General features: G+C 46.7%; 4 protein-coding genes. 1 reads left to right on the top strand and 3 read right to left on the bottom strand.

All coding sequences use genetic code 11. The features are described from left to right. Positions 1 to 322 (top strand): glycerate kinase (locus HMPREF2890_RS08760; protein WP_246825258.1); only part of this gene is annotated, 322 nt, incomplete at its 5' end. Here HMPREF2890_RS08760 and HMPREF2890_RS02350 read toward each other — a convergent pair. The 3 genes from HMPREF2890_RS02350 to HMPREF2890_RS02340 all read right to left on the bottom strand — a co-directional run. Then, positions 319 to 1,578 (bottom strand): DUF1302 family protein, encoded by a 1,260-nt coding sequence (locus HMPREF2890_RS02350; protein ID WP_070464759.1) that lies wholly within the window; start codon positions 1,576 to 1,578, stop codon positions 319 to 321. The genes HMPREF2890_RS08760 and HMPREF2890_RS02350 overlap by 4 nt on opposite strands. After that, positions 1,578 to 2,363, bottom strand: coding sequence for an outer membrane lipoprotein-sorting protein (locus tag HMPREF2890_RS02345; protein ID WP_018107858.1), 786 nt, complete (start codon positions 2,361 to 2,363; stop codon positions 1,578 to 1,580). Before HMPREF2890_RS02345 ends, HMPREF2890_RS02350 begins: the two co-directional genes overlap by 1 nt. 209 nt (positions 2,364 to 2,572) lie before the next feature. Then, a partial coding sequence (locus HMPREF2890_RS02340; protein ID WP_070464756.1) for an efflux RND transporter permease subunit occupies positions 2,573 to 4,391 on the bottom strand: 1,819 nt, incomplete at its 5' end.

Here is a 4,391-nt window from a genome sequence, read left to right as displayed (position 1 = left end):
CATCTTGGCGAGTGATGTCACTAATCCACTCTGTGGTCCACGTGGAGCGGCTTGCGTCTTTGCTCCACAGAAGGGCGCGACCTCTGCGATGGTCTCGGAGATTGAGGATAGGATGCGAGAGCTGGCATATCGAGCAGCGGACCACCTGGGCTACGATCGCAGTGGTGAGCCGGGGGCAGGAGCTGCGGGCGGACTGGGCTATGCCTTTATACAATTCCTCGGAGCGGAGTGCCGGTCAGGGATCGATCCTCAATTCCGCATCAACTTTTATGCGGAATTGAGGCAGCTGGTATCGTTTGCTTTGCTCGTCACATTCAATTAAAAGCTATATTTTGCCTTCGCCCATACTTCTGAGTTGTTTTTGTACGTGCTGAACATACCTTCATCGCCTCCAAACCAATCATACCCGAGAGAGAGCTGAATGAAGTCATTCAGAGAGTAGGCGGCAGTAAATCGACTAAACCAACCTTTATGATTGAGGTCGAAATAGGTGAAGTTGGAGAGTTGTAGAGTGTTATCCAACAGCTTTTTCGACACATTGAGCGTAAGGAGTGAATTGTGATGCGGCTGTGCAATCTGGTCTTCGTACTTTAGTATGCTTTCAGAGGAAAACTGTGCCATCACCAACCAATCTTTGGGAGCATACCAATCGATACCCACGAGATAATTCACAGTGTTGAATCCCTTTTGTTCTTGATTAGACGCATCAGGTCTATAGCTGAAATGCTTCCCCACATTGAAAGCTACTTCTCCTCGTAATACCAGTTGCCCTAGAGGTTTGGATATGTCTCCTCCGAAAAATCCCATTCGGTAGTATTGCGGAGAAACGACAATGTGGGTATCTGTAGGGCGATACGTAAACACGGGCATCTTGTTCCACGTATGCAATGCGGAGAGCGAAAAGTCCACTCCAGGCAAGGTAAAAGATAGCTTTCCGCCATACTCGATATTGGCAAAATGAAGACTGGGGTGGCTCCCATTTTCTTCCCAGGCAATAGGCAGAGGGCTATCTTTGGGTAAAATGCACCATGGATTTATTGCGTCGGTAGGTAGTTTATACCCTTCAAAGGTTGGCACGGCAAGCAGTTCCAATTTCATTTTATCGTTAAAAACGAAAAGGCGTAGGGCATTGACTGGCATCCGAATGTCATCATAGTCTTGTGCCAAGAACTCTGTCATATCCATAGGAGAGACCAAGTCGGTAATACGCACCCCGTCTGCCGCCCCCCAAATGACCAATTGTCGCCCAAGGCGAAAGCCCCAATGGTCATCTCTATGGTCAAGATACGCTTCCCGCAGTTCAAAACCTGTACGCTCTTTTAATAATGCATTGTAAGTTGCGTTGAATGAGACAAAAAGCGAAGAGCCTTCAAAACTTTTACCTATCTCTCCCCTTATTCTCGTGCGCGAAGACATAAAGTTGTTCGGTTTTGCGGAGCGGACGGCATGATAGGTATCCACAAATCCTTTGACTTGCCACGATGAAGCTACCTCTTCTTGACCCCATGCGATATGCAGGGGCAAGAAGAGAATAAACAGCAACAAGAATTTTGCTGAATGACTAGTTGTATCTGTCATTAGAATCGGCCTTTTTCCAAGGTGCTTACACTGAATTGAGCCTCGTTCATAGGGGTATTGAACTTAGGATCCTTAAACTCAAGAATCGTCTGATGATTAGTCTGAACATTGGTCATATGCAGTTTTTTTGCAATCCAAAAACCAGAAATCTTCACAATGTCCGACAATTCAAGGCGACGGTGTAGCTTCCCCATCTTGTCGTAGTACTCCACCTTAACGGCGATAAGGCAGTCTTGACGAATCCACGCCACCTTTCTAGAGTAGATCTCACGTTTGTCTTTAGGCGTGTATTCCAGCTTCCAGCACTTGTGTCCGCCAATAGTCTCTTCGCCCAGCAACTGGTGGGAGTCTTCGTCTACATTGCGACTGCCCATATCATCATAGGTGAAGTCACTGCCCATAAAGTAATCCTGCTTGGCAGAAGAGCCACTGATGCGGCGGGTTTTCTTCATCGCGGGCAAGTAGAGCCATCTGTCATCGTCTTTATTAGGATTGTCGTAATCCCAAGTGAGAAAGCCTGTCCCTTTTACATCTCCGGGATATAGGAAGAACATGATACTCTTACGGTCTTTTTTCCCCGCTCCCACGTCTATGGAGTAAGAGATAAGCTTCCGCTCGCGTACCGCCCCACGCTTATTGATCAGTTTCATGACCAATTCCGATTGACGGGTATCGCCATCGGGACGATCTTTTACTTTTTGGGCAATCTCTCTGCCCGTCTGAGCCATTGCAGTGGCGGCAAAAGCCCAAACCACCAAACTTGCTAAAATAATTCTTTTCATCATGATTGATATTTTGTTGTTGATTTTATCCTATTGACTTTTCAAGCATCTTCCTGTAGGTAGCCGATTGCACCTGCAACTCTGCATCCGTACCAAAACACCCGAGAGGGCTGAGAAAACCATCGCCAGCGGAAGCATATACCTTTTCTTACCTGCGTAGTGGAGTGATCGCTTCAATACCGACGGCTTCTTTTGTTTGTTTGTATTACTCATTATGATTCAATTATGTTTGTTTGTTCTTTTGGTCTTTCAATAGTGTTCGTCTCCTTGCCAAACAGACGGAACTTCTGGATGAGTATAGGCGTCACAAAGAGGTCAGCAAGCAGTGCCGACAAGATCCCTGCCACAGATAGTATGCCCATATGTACAAAGGAGAGTCCCTCTGATGTGGTGTATACAGCGAAATTGGCACAGATTACTACGCTTGTTAAGACGATTGGAGTACCAATGGTGTGGAATGAACGAAGGATCGCATTCCTATAATTGCCCTTACGGTCAAACTCAAGATGACTATGATTGATGAAGTGTATGGTATCGTCCACAGCCAAGCCGAGGATCATCGGCATAATAGTGGCCGTCATCATATCCAATGGATAGCCCAGCCACCCCATTAGTCCGCCAACGACTAGTGCCGGTGTGATATTGGGGATTAAACCGACAAGCCCTATGCGTACACTGCCGAAAACGATCATCATCAGTATACCTATAATAAGGAGAGAAATGGCGAACGAAACCATTTGCCCGCGTGCGATATACTGCATCATTACGGTAAACTGTGGAATACTTCCAACGGTAGTGACCGCTGCATTGGGGAATAGCCTCTGTGCGTAAGCAATTATATCGTTCAACTCTCGCTCCGTTTCCCCAGAATCGTATGAATTCATCTCCACCATCAGACGAAGACGGCGGTAGTCGTAATCTATCCAATACTCTGCTTCACTACCTCCCGCATTTTCGTAAAGGAGCAACAGCTGTGCAACCTCATCAGGGTTGTGGGGGATGGTATAATAAGAAGGATTACCGTCATGGAGCGTTTGATTTAGGTCTTTGAGTATATTCAATACCGAGGTCGTTCGTTTGGTCAACTTATACCCACCAGCATGCTGTGCAAGGGAGTCCAATTGCAGTAGCATTGCTGGAGACTTTGCCAATCCATCTTCCGGGAAGTCGATCATTACATCGTAGGTATAAACAGACCCAAGTTCGCTTTCTCCCACCTCCAATAGGTTGTTAACGTAATCAATCTTTCGTCCCATCGTTCGCTCTACATCAAAAGCTGTCTCTATTTTGGAGAATTGGTAGATAAGAACCACAGAGATAATCCCAGTGAGCCATAGTATCAAAGTGCCATGCCTGAGTACACTCTTACCTAAGCTTTCTAGCTTCTGATCCATCCACCTTCCACCAGTCTCCTGCACCTTGGGGTGAGGTTTTCCGTCCTTGCCAAAACTGAGGAGAATGGGCATCAAGGTGATGGAGAAAAGAAATGACAGCATCACACACGAAGAGGAGGCTATTCCGATAAAACGCATCGGCTGCATAGGAATGGCGAGGAATGAAAGCAAGGAAGCGAAAGTGGTGAGTGCACTGAAAAGCACTGGCCACCCCATTTCCCCTACCGTTTCCTCTACGGCTTGTTTCCTTATTCCATGAATGAGGAACCTACGCTTGAAATAGGTGTATACGTGAATATTGTATGCAATGGAAACGGCAAAGACCAGCAACATAGGGATCATTACCATACCGCTGTCTATGGTCATACCAACATATCCCAGTACCCCATACACCACGATGATGGAGCTGATAGCGGTGAGAAGAGGGACGACGACCCCTCTAAATGAACGTGTCACCAGTAGGAGAATGAGAATGGAGACGAGGGCTGCGATACCCATTACACGTGGCATTTCCGTCCCAATCCATTTCATTTTCATCGCTGTCACATAGGGTAGCCCAGTTCCTTTGGGATGAAGTGCCTTGTACTTGTCCTTGGTGATAATATGAGACTTATAGGTCAAAATGGTGGGTGCGACA

The organism is Porphyromonas sp. HMSC065F10 (assembly GCF_001808555.1).
In the GTDB taxonomy this organism is placed as follows: Bacteria; Bacteroidota; Bacteroidia; order Bacteroidales; family Porphyromonadaceae; genus Porphyromonas_A.
This window is presented reverse-complemented; position numbering and strand designations above follow the sequence as displayed.

Excerpts from the sequence above, each read along its gene's own strand:
- HMPREF2890_RS02350 (WP_070464759.1), bottom strand. The coding sequence starts at position 1,578 with ATGACAGATACAACTAGTCATTCAGCAAAATTCTTGTTGCTGTTTATT.
- HMPREF2890_RS02345 (WP_018107858.1), bottom strand. The coding sequence starts at position 2,363 with ATGATGAAAAGAATTATTTTAGCAAGTTTGGTGGTTTGGGCTTTTGCC.